Annotated in this window: 20 protein-coding genes; 14 read left to right on the top strand and 6 right to left on the bottom strand. The window is 63.3% G+C overall.

The window, feature by feature from the left end:
* The first annotated feature begins 11 nt into the window (after nt 1-11).
* From KHO23_RS20485 to lnt, 5 genes are all read left to right on the top strand, one after another.
* Nucleotides 12-1085, top strand: coding sequence for a PhoH family protein (locus KHO23_RS20485; protein WP_211613069.1), 1074 nt, complete (start codon nt 12-14; stop codon nt 1083-1085).
* Nucleotides 1086-1154: 69 nt separating this feature from the next.
* Nucleotides 1155-1616: an rRNA maturation RNase YbeY gene (ybeY, locus tag KHO23_RS20480; RefSeq protein WP_211613068.1), complete on the top strand. Its 462-nt coding sequence runs from the start codon at nt 1155-1157 to the stop codon at nt 1614-1616.
* A 35-nt stretch (nt 1617-1651) separates the two neighbouring features.
* A complete protein-coding gene (locus KHO23_RS20475) occupies nt 1652-2332 on the top strand; it encodes a gamma-glutamylcyclotransferase (RefSeq protein ID WP_211613067.1) in 681 nt (226 codons plus the stop codon).
* Between the two features lie 221 nt (nt 2333-2553).
* Nucleotides 2554-3447: an HlyC/CorC family transporter gene (locus tag KHO23_RS20470; RefSeq protein ID WP_091799238.1), complete on the top strand. Its 894-nt coding sequence runs from the start codon at nt 2554-2556 to the stop codon at nt 3445-3447.
* A gap of 49 nt (nt 3448-3496) precedes the next feature.
* Nucleotides 3497-5245: an apolipoprotein N-acyltransferase gene (gene lnt, locus KHO23_RS20465; protein WP_211613066.1), complete on the top strand. Its 1749-nt coding sequence runs from the start codon at nt 3497-3499 to the stop codon at nt 5243-5245.
* A gap of 126 nt (nt 5246-5371) precedes the next feature.
* Here the strand turns inward: lnt and loiP are convergent, their stop codons facing one another.
* Entirely contained in the window at nt 5372-6130 is a 759-nt protein-coding gene (gene loiP, locus KHO23_RS20460; RefSeq protein ID WP_211613065.1) for a metalloprotease LoiP, read from the bottom strand.
* 296 nt (nt 6131-6426) lie between these two features.
* Nucleotides 6427-7041 carry a glutathione S-transferase family protein gene (locus KHO23_RS20455; RefSeq protein ID WP_211613064.1) on the bottom strand — a complete coding sequence of 205 codons (615 nt, stop codon included), beginning with the start codon at nt 7039-7041 and terminating at the stop codon, nt 6427-6429.
* Nucleotides 7042-7274: 233 nt separating this feature from the next.
* Here KHO23_RS20455 and KHO23_RS20450 point away from each other — a divergent pair, with 233 nt between their 5' ends.
* The 6 genes from KHO23_RS20450 (at nt 7275) to ruvC (ending at nt 13925) form a co-directional block, all read left to right on the top strand.
* Nucleotides 7275-8681, top strand: coding sequence for an aminopeptidase P N-terminal domain-containing protein (locus KHO23_RS20450; protein ID WP_211613063.1), 1407 nt, complete (start codon nt 7275-7277; stop codon nt 8679-8681).
* A gap of 55 nt (nt 8682-8736) precedes the next feature.
* A complete protein-coding gene (locus tag KHO23_RS20445; protein WP_211613062.1) occupies nt 8737-9972 on the top strand; it encodes a UbiH/UbiF/VisC/COQ6 family ubiquinone biosynthesis hydroxylase in 1236 nt (411 codons plus the stop codon).
* A gap of 260 nt (nt 9973-10232) precedes the next feature.
* On the top strand, nt 10233-11300 hold the full coding sequence (gene dusB, locus KHO23_RS20440) for a tRNA dihydrouridine synthase DusB (protein ID WP_211613061.1): 1068 nt from the start codon (nt 10233-10235) through the stop codon (nt 11298-11300).
* Nucleotides 11297-11530, top strand: a complete 234-nt coding sequence (locus KHO23_RS20435; RefSeq protein WP_007180440.1) for a Fis family transcriptional regulator — start codon at nt 11297-11299, stop codon at nt 11528-11530. The genes dusB and KHO23_RS20435 overlap by 4 nt, the downstream gene beginning before the upstream one ends.
* Nucleotides 11531-11575: 45 nt before the next feature.
* A complete protein-coding gene (gene purH / locus KHO23_RS20430) occupies nt 11576-13141 on the top strand; it encodes a bifunctional phosphoribosylaminoimidazolecarboxamide formyltransferase/IMP cyclohydrolase (RefSeq protein WP_211613060.1) in 1566 nt (521 codons plus the stop codon).
* A gap of 241 nt (nt 13142-13382) precedes the next feature.
* Entirely contained in the window at nt 13383-13925 is a 543-nt protein-coding gene (gene ruvC / locus KHO23_RS20425; RefSeq protein WP_063497310.1) for a crossover junction endodeoxyribonuclease RuvC, read from the top strand.
* Between the two features lie 66 nt (nt 13926-13991).
* Here ruvC and KHO23_RS20420 read toward each other — a convergent pair whose 3' ends face one another.
* Complete coding sequence (locus KHO23_RS20420) at nt 13992-14624, bottom strand: LysE family translocator (protein WP_211613059.1); 633 nt, start codon at nt 14622-14624, stop codon at nt 13992-13994.
* A gap of 158 nt (nt 14625-14782) precedes the next feature.
* Between KHO23_RS20420 and ruvA the strand changes: the two genes are divergently transcribed.
* Together ruvA and ruvB are read left to right on the top strand one after the other, a co-directional pair.
* Nucleotides 14783-15364 carry a Holliday junction branch migration protein RuvA gene (ruvA, locus tag KHO23_RS20415; RefSeq protein ID WP_093635484.1) on the top strand — a complete coding sequence of 194 codons (582 nt, stop codon included), beginning with the start codon at nt 14783-14785 and terminating at the stop codon, nt 15362-15364.
* Nucleotides 15365-15485: 121 nt separating this feature from the next.
* Nucleotides 15486-16550 (top strand): Holliday junction branch migration DNA helicase RuvB, encoded by a 1065-nt coding sequence (ruvB, locus tag KHO23_RS20410; protein WP_211613058.1) that lies wholly within the window; start codon nt 15486-15488, stop codon nt 16548-16550.
* A gap of 41 nt (nt 16551-16591) precedes the next feature.
* On the opposite strand, the gene KHO23_RS20405 is transcribed toward ruvB, so the two are convergent.
* From KHO23_RS20405 to tyrS, 3 genes are all read right to left on the bottom strand, one after another.
* On the bottom strand, nt 16592-17269 hold the full coding sequence (locus KHO23_RS20405; protein ID WP_211613057.1) for a histidine phosphatase family protein: 678 nt from the start codon (nt 17267-17269) through the stop codon (nt 16592-16594).
* 111 nt (nt 17270-17380) lie between these two features.
* Complete coding sequence (dtd, locus tag KHO23_RS20400) at nt 17381-17839, bottom strand: D-aminoacyl-tRNA deacylase (RefSeq protein WP_211613056.1); 459 nt, start codon at nt 17837-17839, stop codon at nt 17381-17383.
* Between the two features lie 53 nt (nt 17840-17892).
* Nucleotides 17893-19137 carry a tyrosine--tRNA ligase gene (gene tyrS, locus KHO23_RS20395; RefSeq protein WP_211613055.1) on the bottom strand — a complete coding sequence of 415 codons (1245 nt, stop codon included), beginning with the start codon at nt 19135-19137 and terminating at the stop codon, nt 17893-17895.
* A gap of 206 nt (nt 19138-19343) precedes the next feature.
* On the opposite strand from tyrS, the gene KHO23_RS20390 reads away from it, so the two are divergent.
* Entirely contained in the window at nt 19344-20474 is a 1131-nt protein-coding gene (locus KHO23_RS20390; RefSeq protein WP_211613054.1) for an anhydro-N-acetylmuramic acid kinase, read from the top strand.
* The last annotated feature ends 32 nt before the right edge of the window (nt 20475-20506 follow it).

Below are 20506 nucleotides of genomic sequence, written 5' to 3'. Positions count from 1 at the left end.
GATCCTCCGCCTTGAAGACCACTCAGCAGCATCTGGAATTCACCGCACCGCGCGACGACAACGCGCGGCTCGCCAACCTCTGCGGACCGCTCGACGAAAATCTGCGGCAGATCGAGCAGGCGCTCGACGTCACACTGCAACGCCGTGCCCACCGCATCACGATTCGCGGGCGCGGCGCGAAACTCGCGCTCACCGCGCTCGAAAACTTCTACAACAACGCGCGCGAGCCGCTGTCGGTCGACGACATTCAGCTCGCGCTCGTCGAAGTGCGCCACCCGTCGCGTCATCGTGCGAACGGCAACGGCCATGGCACGGAAACAGTCGACACGCGTTTCCCCGGCAACCCGGATCATCCGTTCGACCAACCGGCCGACAACGGCGACGAAGACCTCGAAGAACTCGGCCCGAAGCTGTACACGCGGCGCGCCGATCTGCGCGGCCGCACGCCGATGCAACGCGAGTATCTGAAGCAGATCATTTCCCACGACGTCACCTTCGGCGTCGGTCCGGCGGGTACGGGCAAGACGTATCTCGCGGTGGCGTGCGCGGTGGACGCGCTGGAGCGCGATCAGGTCAAACGCATCGTGCTGACGCGTCCGGCCGTCGAAGCGGGCGAGCGCCTCGGCTTTTTGCCGGGCGATCTGGCGCAGAAGGTCGATCCGTATCTGCGTCCGCTGTATGACGCGCTGTACGACCTGCTCGGCTTCGACAAGACCGCCAAGATGTTCGAGCGTCAGATGATCGAAATCGCGCCGCTCGCCTACATGCGCGGCCGTACGCTGAATCACGCGTTCATCATCCTCGACGAGGCGCAGAACACCACGCCCGAACAGATGAAGATGTTCCTCACGCGGATCGGCTTCGGCTCGAAGGCCGTGGTGACTGGCGACACGACTCAAGTCGACTTGCCGCGTGGCGCGAAGAGCGGGCTGATCGAAGCGCAACAGGTGCTGGCGGACGTGCGCGGCATTGCGCTCACGCGCTTCACGAGCGCGGACGTGGTGCGGCATCCGCTGGTCGCGCGAATTGTGGAGGCGTACGATGCGCATTCGCAGAAAACCGCCAGTCCGGCGGATTCGCGCTAATTTGCGGCGCTGTTTGCCTCAAATTTCACTGGATATGCCGCAGCAACCCAAGCAACAAGCCGAAACCGCATGAGCCGCGCACCGAAACTGACGTTGAATCTGCAATTCCCCGCCGCCAGGATCTGGCCGGAACACAAGGCGCTGCTGCCGCGCGCCACCGTGGCCGGCTGGATCAAGGCCGCGCTCTTCGCGGACGGCGAGCTGACCGTGCGTTTCGTCGACGCCGAAGAAGGCCGCACGCTGAACCGCACCTATCGCGGCAAGGATTACTCCACCAACGTGCTGACCTTCGCCTACGCCGAATCGGAAGACGATCCGGTGACCGGCGACCTGATCCTGTGCTGCCCCGTGGTGGAACAGGAAGCCGCCGAACAGGGCAAGCCGCTGATCGCGCACTACGCGCATCTGCTGGTGCACGGCACCCTCCATGCGCAAGGCTACGATCACGAGATCGAAGAAGAAGCCGAGGAAATGGAAGCGATCGAAACCGAAATCCTCGGCAAGCTCGGCTTCCCGGATCCTTATCAATAGTCTTTGCCCTCACTCCATCACCGTTAGAAGCCGCCGTGAGCACGTCCTCTCCTGAAGCCGATACCCGAAACACGCCCTGCCCGGACTATCCGCCCGCGCTCGGCGAGTCGCGGCTGCTGACGGACGAGGAGCTGCGCGCGTCGCTAGACTGCGCGCTGCGTGACTGGGACCGCAAGAGCGATCTGTGGCTGTTCGGCTATGGTTCGTTGATCTGGAATCCTGGCCTCCCCACCGCCGAAGCCACCCGTTCGAAAGTGCACGGCTATCACCGCGGCCTGTACTTGTGGTCGCGCGTGAATCGCGGCACGCCTGAACAGCCCGGTCTCGTGCTCGCGCTCGATCGCGGCGGATCGTGCTCCGGCATCGCCTTCCGCCTCTCCGCCGAGGGTGCGATGCCGCATCTGGAAGCATTGTGGCGCCGTGAAATGGCGATGGGGTCGTACCGCCCGGCGTGGCTGCCCTGCGTGCTCGCCGACGGCCGGCGCGTCGACGCGCTCGCCTTCGTGATGCGCCGCGACGTGCCGAGCTACACCGGCAAGCTGCGCGACGAGATCGTCAAAGCCGTGTTCGGCTGTGCGTGCGGCCGCTACGGCACCACGCTCGAATATGTCAGCCGTACGGTCCATGCGCTGCGCGAAAGCGGCATGCCCGACCGCGCGCTGGAAGCGCTGCTTGAACGCTGCTGCGAGGAAAGCCGCGAGGCCGGGCAGAAATAGGACGGCCGCGGGACAACTCAGGAACAGGCGCGCTTTTTTGCTCGAAAACGCTTTTCCTCCTGTAATCAGTTAGGATTGACCTACGCCCCCACCGCACGCGGCCGGGCGGCTTTATTACCGTTTCACTCATCGCCAAACCAGGCGGGACACGGTCCTGCCATGTGCCTGGTGTATCCTTAATGCTCTGCAACAGCGCGCCCAGTCTCGCCGGGCGCACTACCATGAACGACACGTATCCCAGTCGACGTCAAACCGACAAACCGCAAGAAAAACGCTCACTCCTTGAGCGTCTGACCGACTTCATCTCGCCCGAGCCCGACTCGCGCGCAGAACTCCTCGAAATCCTGCAGGACGCGCACGAGCGCAACCTGATCGACGCCGACTCGCTTTCGATGATCGAGGGCGTCTTCCAGGTGTCCGAACTCAGCGCGCGCGACATCATGGTGCCGCGCGCGCAAATGGACGCGATCAACATCGCGGACAATCCCGCCGAATTCATCCCCTACGTGCTGGAAAAGGCCCACTCGCGCTATCCGGTCTACGAGGGCAATCGCGACAACATCATCGGCGTGCTGCTCGCGAAAGACCTGCTGCGCTACTACGCCGAAGAGGAATTCGACGTGCGCGGCATGCTGCGTCCCGCTGTCTTCATCCCGGAGTCGAAGCGCCTGAACGTGTTGCTGCACGACTTCCGCGTGAATCGCAATCACCTCGCGGTGGTGGTCGACGAATACGGCGGCGTGGCCGGCCTGATTACGATCGAAGACGTGCTGGAACAGATCGTCGGCGATATCGAAGACGAATACGATTTCGACGAGGAAAGCGGCAACATCATCGCCTCGCCGGACGGGCGCTTCCGCGTGCGCGCGCTCACTGAAATCGAGCAATTCAACGAGGCCTTCGGCACACATTACTCGGACGACGAAGTCGATACGATCGGCGGGCTTGTCACGCATCATTTCGGCCGGGTGCCGCATCGTGGCGAAAAAGTCCGCCTCGACGATCTGATCTTCGAGATTCTGCGCGGCGACGCCCGCCAGATTCACATGCTGCTGGTGCGCCGCGACCCGCTTGCCGGCCAGCGTGAGCGCGAAGCACAGCACGTGCAAACCTGATCCGCTTCTTTTCTTCGCTTCTCCAACTCCTCACGCCGACCGCGCAACAATGGCCGACCCGATTACATCCCGTTCGCGCCGCGGCGTGAGTGCCCCTGCCGCCCCTGTCACCCGAGACGCGCGCGGCCGTGCGCTGCCCCGCTGGCATTACCTCGTCGCGCTGGCCGCCGGTGCGGCCAATACGCTGTCGTTCGCGCCGACGCCGCATGGCGGCTGGCTCGAACTCGTGATCTTCGTGTTTTTCTTTGCATGGCTCACGCGCACGACCGGCTGGAAAAGCGCCGCGCTGACGGGCGGCGCCTTCGGCTTCGGCAACTTCGTCAGCGGCGTGTGGTGGTTGTACGTCAGCATGCACGACTACGGCGGCATGTCCGCACCGCTCGCGGGCGCGGCCGTCGTGCTGTTTTCTCTGTATCTGGCGGTGTACCCCGCACTTGCTGCAGGCATCTGGTCGTTTTGCGCGGGGCATGCGCGCAACGGCACGTCCGGTACCGGGACGTCCGATACCGGCACGTCCGACACCGACCAACCGTTCTCGCCGACCTGGCATGGTGCGCTGGCTTTCGCGAGCGCATGGGCGATCGGCGAATGGTTGCGCGGCACGGTATTCACCGGCTTTCCGTGGCTTGCGAGCGGTTATGCGCAGGTAGACGGCCCGTTCGCGGGGTTTGCGCCCGTGGCGGGTGTGTATGGCGTCGGCTGGATGCTGGCGCTGGTGGCGGCGTTGATCGTGCAGGCGCTGGTGCCGCTGCTGCCCTCGCGTAGACCGCTCGCTGCCGCAAACGGCGGCAAGGCTGTCAACGCGGCGAGCCGTGGCGTCGCGCGCGTCGCGGTGCCGGGGGGCGTCGCGCTTGCGCTGATCGCGGCAGGTCTGCTGCTGCCGCTCGTGCAATGGACCCTGCCGGCCAACGCGCCGCTGACGGTGCGCCTCCTGCAAGGCAACGTCAAACAGGAAATGAAGTTCGAAGAAGCCGGCATGCGCGCCGCGATCGACATGTATCAGCAGATGATCACGTCGAAGCCGGCCGACCTGATCGTCACGCCGGAAACCGCCATTCCGGTGCTTGCACAGCAATTGCCACCGCAGTTCGCGTCAGCGGTGCGCAACTTCGCGGATACAACGGGCACCGCCATCGTGTTCGGGGCGATCGGCGGCACCATCACGCCGGAAGGCCAGGTGGTCGACTATACGAATAGCCTGTTCGGCGTCACGCCTGGCACGCGCGACGTGTATCGCTACGACAAACACCATCTCGTGCCGTTCGGCGAATTCGTGCCGTGGGGCTTCCGCTGGTTCGTGAATCTGATGAGCATTCCGCTCGGCGATTTCGCGCGCGGCGCACCCGTGCAGAAGCCGTTCATCGTGCACAACCAGCCGGTTTCCGTCGACATCTGCTATGAGGATATTTTCGGCGAGGAGATCGCCCGGAGCATCCGCGAGAGCAATACGCCGGCGGGCGTCCTGGTCAACTCGACCAATCTCGCCTGGTTCGGCGACACGATCGCGCTCGATCAACATTTGCAGATCGCGCGCATGCGTTCGCTGGAAACCGGCCGGCCCATGCTGCGCGCCACCAACACCGGCACGACCGCCGCGATCGACGCCAACGGCAAAGTGATCGGGCGCCTGGCGCCGTACACGATCGGCTCGCTCGATGTGGCGGTGCAAGGAACCTCGGGCAGCACGCCCTATGTGACGAGCGGCAACAACACGGTGCTGGCAATTTCGTTGCTGTTGCTGGCATTCGGATTTGCGTTCGGGCCGGGGATCAGGCGGCGGCAAAACGGCAAAAAATAAATTCCGTAACTACGCCGACGCCGTTTATACGCAAAAGCGCCGAAACGAATCGCCGCAAAAATCCGCCTCAATAGAAAAGCGCGCGCTCCGAAACACCGTGAGCGCGCGTTTATAAAAAATCAGGCGTTACTGATTCGACGCAATCCGCTGCTGAATATGCTGCGCGCGCGCCGGAGACGCCGGATGCGAACTCAACATACTCGACTTACCGCCATCCAGTTGCGCGAGCTTGCTGAAAGCCGTCACCAATCCCGACGGATCGAGATTCTTCTTTTTCTGCAAGTCGAATGAATAATCGTCGGCTGCGCTTTCCTGGGCTTGCGAGAACTGCGCATTAATCAGCTTCTCGGAAAAATCGCCAAGCTGCGAGCTGGACAAACTCCCCGCCACGCCGCCCGCCGACGATGCCACCGAGCGCGCCGCCGAAGTCGCGTACGCGACCTGCATCGCCTTTCTCGTATGGCCGAGCGCCACGTGGCCCATTTCATGGCCGACCACGCCGCGCACTTCGTTGTCGTTCATCAAGTCCATCAGGCCGCTATAGACGCGCACGCAGCCATTTGCCATCGCCCATGCGTTGACGTCCTTGGTGACGTACACCTTGTAGTTCACCGGCACGCCATTGATGTTATTGCCCAGTTGCGCGGCGATCTTGTCCAGACGTTTCTGGTACGTGCTGTTCGCGGCGGCAATCTGATTCTGGCTATCCAGTTGCGCGCACGACTTGTCGGTCAGCGCGCGCACGTCGGCGTCGCTAAGCGTGGCGGCCTGAACGGCCTGCTGGCCGGACTGGATCAGCGCGGTCGGATTGACGTTGCCGACGTTCGAACACGCAGCAAACAGTGCACAGGCAGAAGCAGCAATGGCAAAGCGGTACGGTTTCATGTTGGAAGTCTCGGTTGCGGACATTATTGATATCGACGGCACGTTTTCATGCGCCGCCCATTCGCAATGGCCGCATATCACCGGAGAAAAAACCCACGTATGTCGATTGCATAAACCATTGCGTCGCGCGACAGACAAAAAAAAATGCGCCTGACGGGCAGGCGCATTTTTACCACAAACGTAAGCTTTAATTTATGCCTTTGAAAGCTTCAATGACATCATTTTGCAATCTGGCGAATACTTTAGGCATCGGGCATCCAGAAAACCACACTGCTATGCGGCCATGATTACTTCCCTCAACCCGCCGGCACCGTATCAACGAACGACGGACGCAACGACAGCTTCTGGAAATGCTTATCCAGATTCGGATACGATTCGCGCCAGTTCAGCTCAGGCATACGGAAATCGAGGTAGCCCAGCGCGCAGCCCAGCGCGATATCCGCGAGTGTGTAGTGATTGCCCGTGCACCATGGCTTGCTGCCCAAGCCTTGCGACATCGCGATCAGGCCTTCGTCGATCTTGCGTTGCTGCCGCGCCACCCACGCGTCCACGCGCTGCTCGGGCGTGCGCTGGGTGCTTTCGAGGCGGATCAGCACCGCGGCGTCGAGGATGCCGTCGGCGAGTGCTTCCCAGCAACGCACTTCGACGCGCTCGCGGCCTGACGGCGGAATCAGCTTACCGACCGGCGACAACGTATCCACGTATTCGCAGATCACCCGCGAGTCGAACACCGCTTCGCCGTCTTCCATGACGAGGCATGGCACCTTGCCGATCGGATTGAAGGTGTGAATCGTGGTCTCCGGCGCCCAGACGTTCTCGAGCACGAGTTCGTAGTCAATCTTCTTGTCGGCCAGAACGATCCGCGCTTTACGCACGAACGGGCTGGCGAGCGAACCGATGAGTTTCATCATTGCCATCTGCCTTTTCTTGAATTCGGCGAAAGTATAAGTGGTCGGCGGCATTCCCGAGCACGGCGAAGCCGCTTCGCAAGCCGCATGGATGCTCGCTGTGGATGGATTGCAACATTGCCGGAGCGCCCGCGCGCAGTCTACCCGGCCAAATGGCTAATGCGGCTGGGGCGGCCACCTTCTCCCGTCAGTATCCGCGCAAAATAAGTCTCCGCATTGGGCGCTACAATCGCAAAATGAACCAGCCGACCGAACCCATCATCGCCATCGACGTCTATCGCACGCGCCGCGAGCGCGTACTCGCCGCGCTGCGTGCAGCAGGCGGGGGCGTCGCCATCGTGCCCACCGCGCCGGAAAAGCTGCGCAACCGGGACGCCGACTACCCCTACCGGCACGATAGCTACTTCTACTATCTGACGGGCTTCACCGAACCCGAGGCGTTGCTGGTGCTCGATGCGAGCGCCGCGCCCGGTGGGCCGGCTTCGGTCCTGTTCTGCCGCGAGAAGAATGTCGAGCGCGAGACGTGGGACGGTTTCCGTTTCGGGCCGGACGGCGCGCGCGAGGCGTTCGGCTTCGATGCCGCCTTCGCCGTGAGCGAAGTCGATACGCGACTGCCGCATATTCTCGCCGACAAGCCGTCGCTGCATTACGCGCTCGGCACGTCGGCGGAACTGGACGAACAGGTGCGCGGCTGGCTCGACGTTGTGCGCGCGCAAGGCCGCAGCGGCGTCGCCGCCCCCACCGTCGCGCGTGACCTGATCCCGTTGCTCGACGATATGCGGCTCGTCAAGGATCACCACGAACTCGCCATCATGCGCCGCGCCGGACAGATTTCGGCGCAGGCGCATCGCCGCGCGATGGCCGCCTGCCACCCCGGCGTGCGCGAGTACGAACTCGAAGCCGAGTTGCTCTACACATTCCGCAAATTCGGCGCGCAAGCGCCGGCCTATACGTCGATCGTCGCCGCAGGCGCCAACGCCTGCGTGCTGCACTACCCGGCCGGCAACGCGATTGCCCAGGACGGCGACCTGATCCTGATCGACGCCGCCTGCGAACTCGACGGTTATGCATCCGACATCACTCGCACCTTCCCGGCGAGCGGCCGCTTCACGTCGGCGCAGCGCGAGCTGTACGACATCGTGCTGGCCGCGCAGCAGGCTGCCGTCGACGCCACCCGCGTCGGCGCCACCTTCGACGATCCGCACCAGGCCGCTGTGCGCGTGCTGTCGCAAGGGTTGCTCGACACCGGCATCATCGACCGTACGAAGTTCGCCTCGGTTGGCGACGTGATTGCCGAGCGCGCCTATGCGCCGTTCTATATGCACCGTACCGGCCACTGGATCGGTATGGACGTGCACGATGTCGGCGACTACCGCGAACGCGGCGCACCGCGCGACGAAGCGGGCGCGCTGCCGTGGCGCACGCTGCAGGCGGGGATGGCGCTGACCGTCGAGCCTGGTCTGTACATCCGTCCGGCCGAGGGCGTGCCCGAGCGCTACTGGAACATCGGCATCCGCATCGAAGACGACGCGATCGTCACGCCGGACGGCTGCGAGCTGATCACACGCGACGTGCCGGTGGCCGCGGAGGAGATCGAGGCGCTGATGCAGGAAGCCCGCGCTGCCCAGCAATCAAAGCAGTAGGTCACGCAATGAACCAGGCAGTCATTCAGGTAGTGAGCGAAGGAAGCAACCCGCAATGAACGACGTTTCTCAGTCGACGGTAATTCTGAAACCCGCCATGTCCGACCGTCCCTTCGACTTCGATGTGACGATCGTCGGCGCCGGGCCGGTCGGGCTGGCGCTTGCCGGCTGGCTGGCGCGCCGCAGCGCGACACAGGCGCTGAAGATCGCGCTGATCGACGCGCGCGAGCCGGAAGATTCGATCGCCGATCCGCGCGCAATTGCCGTGTCGCACGGCAGCCGGATGATTCTCGAACCGCTGCGCTGGCCCGCCGAGGCCACCGCGATCCAGCGCATCCACGTGTCGCAACGCGGCCATTTCGGCCGCACGCTGATCGACCACAGCGAGCACGGTTTGCCGGCGCTGGGCTACGTGCTGCGTTATGGCGCGATCGTGCATGGTCTCGCCGAGGCGGTTCACGCGAGCGCCGTACACTGGTTCCGCTCCACCTCCGCCGCGGCGCCGACTCAGGACCTCGACGGCGTCACGCTGCCGATCGAAACCGCGGGCGTCACACGCCAGCTACGCACGCGGATTCTGGTCAATGCCGAAGGCGGCCTATTCGGCGACCAGAAAACCGCCGGGCGCACGGGTAGCGCCGCCAGCGGCGACACGCGCGATTACGGGCAAACCGCGCTGGTCGGCACGGTCAGCGTGTCCGCGCCGCAGCCGCATGTGGCATGGGAGCGCTTTACGTCGCAAGGGCCTATCGCGCTGCTGCCAATGGGCGGCGTGCGCGGTGCGAATTACGCGCTGGTGTGGTGCTGCGCGCCCGAAGAAGCCGCGCGACGCGCTCAACTCACGGACGACGAATTCCTGCGCGAGCTCGGTGCCGCATTCGGCAGCCGCATGGGCCGCTTTACGCAAATCAAGGGGCGCGCGTCGTTCCCGCTGGGACTGAACGCGGTCGATACGCTCGTCCAGGGCCATGTCGTCGCCATTGGCAATGCGGCGCAGACGCTGCATCCGGTGGCGGGCCAAGGTCTGAATCTCGGCCTGCGCGACGCGCATGCGCTCGCCGACGCCTTGTCGGCGGAGGGCCCCACCCCGCTCGCCCTGGCTACGTTCGCGCAACGCCGCGCGCTCGACCGGCGCCTGACGATCGGCGCGACCGACACGCTCGCACGCCTTTTCACCGTCGACTTCCCGCCGCTCGCCGCCTTGCGCGGCCTCGCCCTCACCGCGCTCGAATTCGTGCCGCCGGTGAAAACCGCGCTGGCGCGGCAAATGATGTTCGGCCAGCGCCGCTAAACGCCGCCCGCTCGCACTCCACAGCCGCTGCGGCCTTTTTAGGCACCATGATCAGGCACCTAAGCGAGGCCGCACGAGCGGGTCCGGTTCTATGAACCGGATCACTTTCATAGAAGATTTAATGAGTTACGGCAGACCCAAGTCGGGTGCCGACTATCTGTTAACGCTAAAATAGCGGTTTTCCCTCGCATTTCGCGAATGCTCCGATTGACAGAATCTGAAAAGAAACTGAAACGATCGGTCGCAGGCGCGTCCAAGTCATGCCTACTCTCGGCTCCCACAATCTGCGTAACAACCTGTTCGTCGCCCCCATGGCCGGCGTGACCGACCGGCCGTTCCGGCAATTGTGCAAACGGCTGGGCGCAGGCTATGCGGTGTCGGAAATGGTCGCGTCGAATGCGCAGTTGTGGAAGAGCGAAAAGACCATGCGCCGTGCCAATCACACGGGCGAGGTCGAACCCATCGCCGTGCAGATCGCCGGCGCCGATCCGGCCATGATGGCGGAAGCCGCGCGCTACAACGTGGCGAACGGCGCACAGATCATCGACATCAACATGGGCTGCCCGGCCAAGAAGGTCTGCAATGTGGCCGCGGGTTCTGCCTTGCTGCAGAACGAGCCGCTGGTGCAGCGCATCGTCGAGGCGGTGGTCAATGCGGTAGGCATTGGCCCTGACGCCGTGCCCGTCACGCTGAAAATCCGTACTGGCTGGGATCGCGACAATAAGAACGCTTTGTCGGTAGCGCATCTGGCTGAAGCCGCCGGCATTTCCATGCTGACCGTGCACGGCCGCACCCGCGCCGACCTGTATCACGGCGACGCCGAATACGAGACCATTGCTGCCGTTAAAGCGGCGGTGCGCATTCCGGTGGTCGCCAATGGCGACATTACGTCGCCGCAAAAAGCCCGCGAGGTACTCGTCGCCACCGGCGCCGACGCCATCATGATCGGCCGCGCCGCGCAGGGGCGGCCGTGGCTGTTCCGCGAGATCGAGCATTTCCTGCAAACGGGCGAGTTGCTGCCGCCACCGCGCATCGACGAAATCCAGCAGGTCATGAACGAGCATCTCGAAGATCACTACGAGTTCTACGGCGAATTTACGGGTGTCCGCACAGCGCGTAAGCATATCGGCTGGTACACTCGCGGCCTTTCTGGCGCCAATGTGTTCCGGCACCGCATGAATACGCTGGACACCACGCGCGAACAACTCCTCGCCGTCAACGAATTCTTCGACGCCCAAAAGGCGATCTCCGACCGTCTCGTCTACGTCGACGAGACGCTCAGCAAGAACGACGGCGAGCCGGACCATACCGACCGACTAGCAGCATGAGCAAGAACAATATCGAACAATCTGTCCGCGACAGCCTGGGCATGTATTTCCAGGATCTCGACGGCTCCAATCCGCATGACGTCTACGACATGGTTATTTCATGCGTAGAAAAACCCTTGCTCGAAGTGGTGCTCGAGCAGGCCGGCGGCAACCAGTCGCTGGCCGCCGAGTATCTCGGCATCAACCGCAATACGCTGCGCAAGAAGCTGCAACAGCACGGTTTGTTGTAGTTTCAGGCGCCCTGCCACGTTTCCCTTCGGCTTTTCGTCTTCATCATGATCAAGCAAGCGCTCATCTCCGTTTCCGACAAGTCCGGCATCGTCGACTTCGCCAAGTCGCTGTCGGACCTCGGCGTCAAGATCCTGTCGACCGGCGGCACCGCGAAACTGCTCGCGGACGCGGGCCTCTCCGTCACCGAAGTCGCCGATTACACGGGCTTCCCGGAAATGCTGGACGGGCGCGTGAAAACGCTGCATCCGAAGGTGCACGGCGGCATTCTGGCGCGCCGCGACCTGCCGGAACACATGGCCGCGCTTGAAAAGCACGACATCCCGACGATCGACCTGCTGGTCGTGAATCTGTATCCGTTCGTGCAGACCGTGTCGAAAGAAGAGTGCTCGCTGGAAGACGCGATCGAGAACATCGACATCGGCGGCCCGACCATGCTGCGCTCGGCCGCGAAGAATCATCGCGACGTAACAGTGGTGGTCGATCCGGCGGACTACGCGGTCGTGCTCGATGAAATGCGTGCGAACAGCAACGCGGTTTCGTACAAGACGAACTTCCGTCTGGCCACCAAGGTATTCGCGCACACGGCACAGTACGACGGCGCGATCACGAACTACCTGACGAGCCTCACCGACGAACTGCAACATTCGTCGCGCAACGCTTACCCGGCTACGTTCAACCTGGCGTTCAACAAGGTGCAGGACCTGCGCTACGGCGAAAACCCGCACCAGAGCGCCGCGTTCTATCGCGACCTCGCCGTGCCGGCGGGCGCACTGGCGAACTACGAGCAGTTGCAGGGCAAGGAACTGTCGTACAACAACATCGCCGATTCCGATGCAGCGTGGGAATGCGTGAAGACGTTCGACGTGCCGGCCTGCGTGATCGTCAAGCACGCGAATCCGTGCGGCGTGGCAGTGGGCGCGGACGCGAACGAAGCGTATGCGAAGGCGTTCCAGACCGACCCGACCTCGGCGTTCGGCGGCATCATCGCGTTCAACCGTGAAGTCGACGAAGTTGCTGCGCAAGCGGTGGCCAAGCAGTTCGTCGAAGTGCTGATCGCTCCGTCGTTCAGCACAGCGGCTCGCCAGGTGTTCGCGGCCAAACAGAACGTGCGTCTGCTGGAAATCGCTTTGGGTGAAGGCCATAACGCGTTCGATCTGAAGCGCGTCGGCGGCGGCCTGCTGGTGCAATCGCTCGATTCGAAAAACGTGCAGCCGCGCGAATTGCGCGTGGTCACGAAGCGTCATCCGACGCCGAAGGAAATGGACGACCTGCTGTTCGCGTGGCGCGTCGCGAAGTATGTGAAGTCGAACGCGATCGTGTTCTGCGGCAACGGCATGACGCTCGGCGTTGGCGCGGGCCAGATGAGCCGCGTGGATTCGGCGCGGATTGCGAGCATCAAGGCGCAGAACGCCGGTTTGACGCTGACCGGCTCGGCTGTAGCGTCGGATGCGTTCTTCCCGTTCCGTGATGGTCTGGATGTCGTTGTTGCGGCAGGCGCGACCTGCGTGATTCAACCGGGCGGCTCGATGCGCGATGATGAAGTGGTCAGCGCGGCAGACGAGCACAACATCGCGATGGTGTTGACTGGGGTGCGTCACTTCCGGCATTGATTTCGGCTTCGCGGACACCGCCTGATTCTTTCTGATGCGGTAGTCGCTAACACGGCTTGAACGAAACGGCCCGGTGGAAATTTCCACCGGGCCGTTTTCCTTTCGCGCGTGCGAGCGATCCCCCTTTCAACGCACGCAGCAGAAGTATTTATTCCGCCAGCATCGCTGCACACCAACCGCCACACCGAGCGTTCGTTGTAGTATCGCAAGCACCTGGTTTTTACCGCACCTGCGGCACCTCATGAGAATTCTCGGCATCGACCCCGGCTTGCGCGTCACTGGCTTTGGCGTCATCGATCAAACCGGACACACGCTCAGCTACGTCGCAAGCGGCGTAATCAAAACCGCCGACGCCGATCTGCCGTCGCGTCTCGGCACCATTTTCGAAGGCATTTCGACGCTGATCCGTCAGCATTCACCGGATCAGTCGGCGATCGAAAAGGTTTTCGTCAACGTCAACCCGCAATCCACCCTCCTGCTCGGCCAGGCGCGTGGCGCGGCGATCTGCGGACTGGTAGCGGGCGGTGTGCCCGTGGCCGAATACACGGCCTTGCAGTTGAAGCAGGCCGTCGTCGGTTACGGCCGCGCGACGAAGGAGCAGATGCAGCAGATGGTGGTACGGCTACTCAACCTCTCCGGCGTGCCCGGCACCGATGCCGCCGACGCCCTCGGCATGGCGATCTGCCACGCGCACGGCGGCACGACGCTTAGCACGCTAGGTGGCATTGCGCCTTCGCTCGCCAAGAAAGGCTTGCGAGTGCGGCGCGGGCGGCTGGTCGGATAGGCGAACGGACGACGCCGACGCTAGCGGTGCTCAGACGCGCACACACGGGCCACTCCCCCGCAGCACTCAGTTCCGGCTCGCCATTGCCAACCGGCACGCTAGCCCGGCGAACACCGTCCCCAACAAATACTGCGGCACGCGCGACGGCCGACGCCCCGCCGACAACTTGCGGCTCAGCTTGCTCGCCATCAGGATCACCGCGCCGTTCACGCAGAATCCAATCAGATTCAGCACGGTGGCCAACACCATGATCTGCAACGCCACCGAGCCTGCTTCGGGCCGCACGAATTGCGGAAAAAGCGCGAGCACGAACAGCGCGACTTTGGGATTCAGCAAGTTGGTGAAGAGGCCCTGCCGGAAAATGCGTCCAACCGGATAACGGCTCATCGACGCATTCGGCGACAGCACCGTGCCTTGCGTGCGGAACGTCTTCCAGGCGAGATACAACAGGTAGCCGGCGCCGGCGAAACGCACGACGTCGTACGCCATCGGCACGGCCAGAAAAAGCTGCGACAGACCGAAAGCGGCCGCCAATGCATGGCAGTAAGTGCCGACCAGAATACCCGCCAACGACGCAAAACCCGCCGGCCGCCCTTGGCTCACGCTGCGCGAAGCAATCAGCAACATGTCGGGGCCGGGCGTGGCGGTCAACGCGAGACACGCGCCGGCAAACAGCGCGAGAGTAGTGAGGCTCAGCATGGAAGCTCCTTCTGGTTGTGCCGGGTGAGAACCCGCCAAAAGGGATCTCAGTCTAGTGGGCTGCGATACGCGGGTCAACCGCGATTGGGCATAATGCGTCGCGCCCGCCGCGCACTCGCTGCGCTACACTCGCCCTTTCTCTCAAGATTGAATCCGCCATGATCGGTCGCATTGCCGGCGTTCTGCTGGAAAAAAACCCGCCGCATCTACTCGTCGACTGCAACGGCGTCGGCTACGAAGTCGATGTGCCGATGAGCACGTTCTACAACCTGCCCTCGACCGGTGAGCGTGTTGTGCTGCTCACGCAAATGATCGTGCGTGAAGACGCGCATCTGCTCTATGGCTTCGGCACCGCCGAGGAGCGCTCGACCTTCCGCGAATTGCTGAAGATCACCGGCATCGGCGCACGCATGGCGCTCGCCGTGCTCTCCGGCATGAGCGTGCATGAACTGGCGCAGACCGTCACGATGCAGGACGCCGCGCGCCTGACTCGCGTGCCTGGCATCGGCAAGAAAACCGCAGAACGGTTGCTCCTCGAACTGAAGGGCAAGATCGGCGCCGACCTGGGCGCACTGGCCGGTGCGGCGTCGGCATCCGACCATGCCTCCGATATTCTGAACGCCCTGATCGCATTGGGTTACTCCGAAAAAGAAGCGTTGGCCGCCGTCAAGAACGTGCCGGCGGGCACCGGCGTTTCCGAAGGTATCAAGCTCGCGTTGAAGGCGCTCTCCAAGGGTTAAAAGCTCTTGCCGTGGCGGTGGCGTTGCGTGCGATAAGTAAAGCTTCGCACATGGCGGCGCGACGCGCACCCTGGCCGTTCGGCCGAGTTTCGCAACGGGCAGGGCGCGGTACAATGACCGCATGATCGAAACCGACAAACTCGCCGCCGAGCGCATCATCGCGGCCACGCCCGTCTCGCCGAACGAAGAAGCGTTCGAGCGTGCGCTGCGCCCGCGCCAGCTCGAAGAATATGTCGGCCAGGAAAAGGTGCGCGGTCAGCTGGAAATCTTCATCGAGGCCGCCAAACGCCGCTCGGAATCGCTCGACCACGTGCTGCTGTTCGGCCCGCCGGGTCTCGGCAAGACCACGCTCGCGCACATCATCGCGCGGGAAATGGGTGTCAATCTGCGGCAAACCTCCGGCCCGGTGCTTGAACGCGCCGGCGACCTCGCCGCACTGCTCACCAACCTCGAAGCCAACGACGTTTTATTCATCGACGAAATCCACCGGCTTTCGCCGGTCGTCGAAGAAATTCTGTATCCGGCGTTGGAGGACTATCAGATCGACATCATGATCGGCGAAGGGCCGGCCGCGCGCAGCGTGAAGCTGGATCTGCAGCCATTCACGCTGGTCGGCGCAACCACGCGCGCGGGCATGCTCACCAATCCGCTGCGTGATCGCTTCGGGATCGTTGCGCGGCTCGAGTTTTACAACGCAGAGGAGCTGGCGCGCATCGTCACGCGTTCGGCGTCATTGCTGCATGCACAGATCCATCCGGATGGCGCGTTCGAAATCGCCAAGCGCGCGCGCGGCACGCCGCGGATCGCGAACCGACTGCTGCGTCGTGTGCGCGATTTCGCCGAAGTGAAAGCGGACGGCAACATCACCGCGCAAGTGGCCGACGCCGCGCTCAAAATGCTCGACGTGGACGCGGTTGGCTTCGACCTGATGGACCGGAAGCTCCTCGAAGCGATCCTGCACAAGTTCGACGGCGGCCCGGTCGGCGTCGACAATCTGGCGGCGGCCATCGGCGAAGAACGCGACACGATCGAAGACGTGCTCGAACCGTATCTGATCCAGCAAGGCTTTCTGCAGCGCACGCCACGCGGCCGCGTGGCCACGTTGCTCACGTACCGGCATTTCGGTCTCGCCGCGCCAGATGCTTCGAGCCCCGTATCCGGCATGTGGGATTCGGCAGCGACCTAAGCGGATACACGTCGCGTGAGACCGATTTAGAACCGTGCAGCTTAACGCCCAGGTTCTGCCACCCTCTTAAAGCTATCGTCGTCGCTCGGCGCATCGAGATGCGACACGTCCGCCCACGACACGATCGTCGCCTTGCTGGCGTCGTCGGTGTAATCCACCACGTTGACACTCGTGTTCAGCAACGCGTAATCACGCGGTGCATCGAGCGACAAACCACACGCAAACCGCCGCACGCAATCCAGCACGCCACCGTGCGCGACGACACCGATCCGGCCGCCCGGATGCGCGGCCACCAGCGGCTCGATCGCATGCAGCACACGGTGATAGAGCGCGCGCTGCGACTCGCCTTCAGGCGGTGCGAAGCCCGGATCGCGGGTTTGCCAGTGCGCGTATTCATCGGGAAACCGGACGGCGATCTCGTCGCTGTCGTGCCCCTGGAATGCGCCGTACGAGCGCTCACGCAAACCTTCACGCAGTTGCAGCGGCAGGCCGAGCGCGTCGGCAATCGGCTGCGCCGTCTGCTGTGCGCGCTGCAGATCGCTCGAATAAATCGCGTCGAACCGTGCGCCCTCTTTCACCTCATTCGCAATGCGGCGAGCCAGGCGTTGCGCCTGCGCGAGGCCGGTCATCGCGAGCGGAATGTCGATGTGACCTTGAATGCGCTTGATGCGGTTCCAGTCGGTCTCGCCGTGGCGGATGAACAGAATCTGCGTGGTCATGAGATAAGCGTGGGCGTCATTAGCCGGTTATGCCGAGCCGTTATTGTCGCAAATAGCGGCTGGGAGAGTGGATGCGTGCCGCCGCATGCACCAGGCGGCGGCAGTTGAATCTCAAGCGTTTGTCTGCAGCCAGAACGTGACCGGCCCGTCATTGACGAGCGACACCTGCATATCGGCGCCGAATTCGCCTGTCTCGACGATCGGATGCTTTGCGCGCGCTGCCGCGACGAAGTAATCGAATAGCCGCTTGCCCTCATCGGGCGGTGCGGCGGGCGTGAAGCTCGGGCGCAGGCCGCTGTTGGTGTCGGCTGCCAACGTGAACTGCGAAACCAGCAGCAAGCCGCCTGCGTGCCCGGCGCCGTCGAGATTCTGCACGGAGAGATTCATCTTGCCCGCAGCGTCGCTGAAGACACGGTAACCAAGCACTTTGGCGAGCAGCCGGTCAGCGGCGGCCTCGGTGTCGCCGCGTTCGGCGCACACGAGCGCGAGCAGGCCCGCCTCGATCGCGCCGGTCACGCGCTCGCCCACGCGCACTTCCGCGCGCCGCACACGCTGGATCAGCGCGATCATCGGCTCGATTCCGGATGCACTGCTCGAGTCACCATCGCGTTATCGCTGAGCCATCACGCCGTCAGCGTGACGCGCGCGAAACGACGCTTGCCCACCTGCACGACGTACTCGCCGGCTTCAACCTTCAAGCCCTTATCCGACACGGTCGTGCCATCGATCTTCACGCCGCCCTGCTCGATGTTGCGCAGCGCTTCGCTGGTCGACGGTACGAGGTTGGCCTGCTTGAGCAACTGGCCGATTGCGAGCGGTGCGCCCGCGAGCGTCACGGCGGGAATATCGTCCGGCACGCCGCCCTTCGCGCGATGATTGAAGTCCTCGAGCGCGCGCTCGGCATCGGCTTGCGAGTGGAAGCGCGCGACGATTTCCTGGCCAAGCATCACCTTGAAATCGCGCGGATTGCGGCCCGCTTCGATCTCTTTTTTGAAGCCGGCGATTTCGTCCATCGGACGGAACGACAGCAATTCGAAATAACGCCACATCAGCACGTCGGAGATGCTCATCAGCTTGCCGAACATGTCCGTCGGCTTTTCGCTGATGCCGATGTAGTTGTTCTTCGACTTCGACATCTTCTCGACGCCGTCCAGGCCTTCGAGCAAGGGCATCGTCAAGATGCACTGCTGTTCCTGACCGTACTGTTTCTGCAGTTCACGGCCCACCAGCAGGTTGAATTTCTGGTCCGTGCCGCCGAGCTCGAGGTCGGCATTGAGCGCGACCGAGTCGTAGCCTTGCATCAGCGGATACAGGAATTCGTGGATCGAGATCGGCACACCGCCCTGGAAGCGCTTGGTGAAATCTTCGCGCTCGAGAATACGCGCCACCGTGTAGCGCGAGGCGAGCTTGATCATGCCGTCGGCGCCGAGCGGCATCGACCATTCGCTGTTGTAGCGGATTTCAGTCTTGTCGCGATCGAGCACGAGTGCGGCTTGCTCGAAGTACGTTTTCGCGTTCGATTCGATCTGCTCGCGCGTGAGCGGCGGGCGCGTGGCATTGCGGCCCGATGGATCGCCAATCAGCGACGTGAAATCGCCGATCAGGAAAATCACGGTGTGACCCAGGTCCTGCAACTGGCGCATCTTGTTCAGCACGACCGTGTGGCCGATGTGGATGTCAGGCGCGGTTGGATCGAGGCCGAGCTTGATACGCAGTGGTACGCCTGTTGCCGCGCTCTTCGCGAGCTTTTGCGCGAATTCGTCTTCGATCAGCAGTTCGTCGACACCGCGCTTGGTGACGGCGAGCGCGTGACGGACCTCGTCGGTGATCGGGAAGGCGGGGCTAGGCTTGGTGGACTCGGTGGTCATGCTGGAAACGTGAAGTCGCAAAAAAAGGAGATTGTCCCATAGATGCGCGCCGCCGCGCCCACAGACTCAGCCATAAGCACCCTGCTGGCGCATGATTTCGGCGTGGCCGGCCGTGCGATTGGCGCCGTCACACTTTATATTCGGCCGCGCTTGCGCCGATAATCTGCTAAAACAGATCGCAACGAATCACCAAGAGGAGCAGCAACGTGGCGCAAGACCCCGCAGACGGCGTCTACTTTGGATTGATGTCCGGCACGAGCATGGACGGCGTGGACGGTGTGGCCGTCAGATTCGCCGAAGGAAAGCCGCCGGTGGTGCTGGCCGAGGCGTTTGTCGGCTTCGCGGCCAGCTTGCGCGAAGCGCTGTTCGCGCTGCAACAGCCGGGGGACAACGAAATCGAGCGAGAAGCATTGGCCGCCAATGCGCTCGCCACTCGCTACACCGTGTGCTGCCACGAATTGCTGCAAGGCAGCCGCGTACCGGCTTCGGAAGTCCGTGCAATCGGCGTCCACGGCCAGACGGTGCGGCATCGGCCGGAAAAGGGTTACACGCGGCAAATCAACAACCCCGCGCTGCTCGCGGAAATGATGCACATCGACGTGGTCGCCGATTTCCGCTGCCGGGACGTCGCGGCAGGGGGCCAGGGCGCGCCGCTCGTGCCGGCGTTTCACGCCACGGTGTTCGGCGCGAAAGACGAAACGCGGGTGGTCTGCAATCTCGGCGGCATCAGCAACATCACGATCCTGAACGCGACCGGCGGTGTGCGCGGGTTCGACTGCGGGCCGGCGAACGCGCTGCTCGACGAATGGGCGCAGCGCCATCTCGGCAAGCCTTTCGACGAAAACGGCCATTTCGCCGCGGGCGGGCAGGTCGATCGCTCGTTGCTGAACGCGCTGCTCGACGAGCCCTTTTTCTCGCAACAACCGCCGAAAAGCACCGGCCGTGACTTGTTCAATGCGCAATGGCTGGATACAAAGCTCCAACCGTTCGCCGCCCTCGCCCCCGCCGACGTGCAAGCCACACTGGTCGCGCTGACCGCGGTTACGGTGGCGCGCGAAATCGAACGCCATGCGTCGGACGCCAGGGCGGTCTACGTGTGTGGCGGCGGTGCGCGCAACCCGGAGATTCTGAAGGCCCTGCAACAGGCGCTGGAGGACAGCGGCGTAAGCGGTGTGCCGGTAATGACAACCGACGCGCTCGGCGTTCCGCCGAGCCAGGTTGAGCCGCTGGCGTTCGCCTGGCTGGCAATGCGTTGTGTGGCGCGCCTGCCGGGCAATTTGCCGGCGGTCACCGGCGCTACTGCCAAGCGCGTACTCGGAGCGATCTACCCGCGCTAAGCGAAGAGCCAGCGTCATTGGTTCAGGCAATA

The sequence above is a fragment of the Paraburkholderia haematera genome, from assembly GCF_905220975.1.
Lineage (GTDB): Bacteria > Pseudomonadota > Gammaproteobacteria > Burkholderiales > Burkholderiaceae > Paraburkholderia > Paraburkholderia haematera.
Note: the sequence above shows the minus strand (reverse complement) of the source record. Positions and strands in the feature narration are given on the sequence as shown.